Origin of the sequence: Polynucleobacter sp. (genome assembly GCF_040400325.1) — a bacterium.
In the GTDB taxonomy this organism is placed as follows: Bacteria; Pseudomonadota; Gammaproteobacteria; order Burkholderiales; family Burkholderiaceae; genus Polynucleobacter.
Map to the genome: position 1 here is coordinate 1 of NZ_JBBAQK010000051.1, position 1,229 is coordinate 1,229.

A 1,229-nucleotide genomic window follows, 5' to 3' on the forward strand; every position below is an offset into this window, starting at 1 on the left:
TGTGATTGCCAATACGATTACGCTGTTATTGGCTGGTGGGATATTGGGGATGCGGGTTTTGTTTGGTAGTCGTTCAACAGACTAACCGCATATCCAGTTTGTATTTTTAAAAAACTATTAACGCCAGCCTGCGCGGTAGAAATTGTAATTATAGATGTAGCTGCCCATGAGCTGATTGACATACGGGGTCGTATAGTAGTCATAAGCAAATACAGAAGTAGCGTAGGTCCAGGAAGTACTAGTGTATTGGTTAGTAGACGTAGTAGCGAGTGTGCTTGTGGTGCAACTGGGGACAGCTGTACTACAAACTACTAAGTCAGGATTTGTAACGCCATAAGTCCCAAACGTATTTGCGCTTCCAGTATTTGTCGTCCCAGTAATTAAATTGAAATAAGACATCAGATCAACCAACAAAATAGGTTGGTGCGAGGAAGTGGCAGGATAAGCCGAGTTAAGTTTTGTACTCAATAGGCATGAGAAAGACTGACAAGCAGTACCAGAGTCATAACTCAATGCTTGGGCATAAGAGTTGTAAGACGCATAAGTTCCAGCAGGACGAACTCCGTTGAGTGCTAAAAATGGCGGCGTCCTAGCTACGTTAATGGGTTGCATCACCATCACATATTTAGCGCCTGCATTTGTCAATGTCTGAATGGCTGCAGTGAGTGCGGTTGCAGCTGTTGCAATTGCTGTTGTATTGTTGGTGGGTGCGGCGGCAATGATGTCTTGAGTTCCCGCAGTAATGATGAATAAATCACTCGATCCGGGAGTGTTGTAAGTCAAATATGTCGATATCTGTGTCGCAGTATTACTGGAGGTTGCCGTTCCAGCAGCGTAACTGTATGCAGTACCAGAGGCAATAACAGCTGAAGATGAAGATATGTACTTCAAAGTAAAACCATATATTGCCGCGATTCTGCTTGCAACAGTTGCATTGGTCTCTGAAGCATTGACCGAATACGTGGCATAACCGCTCGTATCGACAGTACTAAACGAATCCCCAAAAGCAATAATCCGAGTGGGCGTCAAAGGATTCACCGTGCTACTCGCACCTCCGCAACCCACCAAAACGCAAGCGGCTATGAGCGTAGCTATGCGCATCAACGTTGAAAATGAAAGTTTGATCATCAAAGGGTCTCGTAGCTTTGCAGCGGTTTTGAGTTTTTCCGGTAACGCGATAGTTTAACGGCCTGCCGTTTCGGCTCGGCGCAGGCGGTCATGGACGCCTT

The 1,229-nt window shown here is 45.7% G+C and carries 1 protein-coding gene; it reads right to left on the minus strand.

The features are described 5' to 3' along the window. Nucleotides 1–117 precede the first annotated feature (117 nt). On the minus strand, nt 118–1,128 hold the full coding sequence (locus ABWP14_RS11475; protein WP_353203105.1) for an SGNH/GDSL hydrolase family protein: 1,011 nt from the start codon (nt 1,126–1,128) through the stop codon (nt 118–120). Nucleotides 1,129–1,229 lie beyond the last annotated feature (101 nt).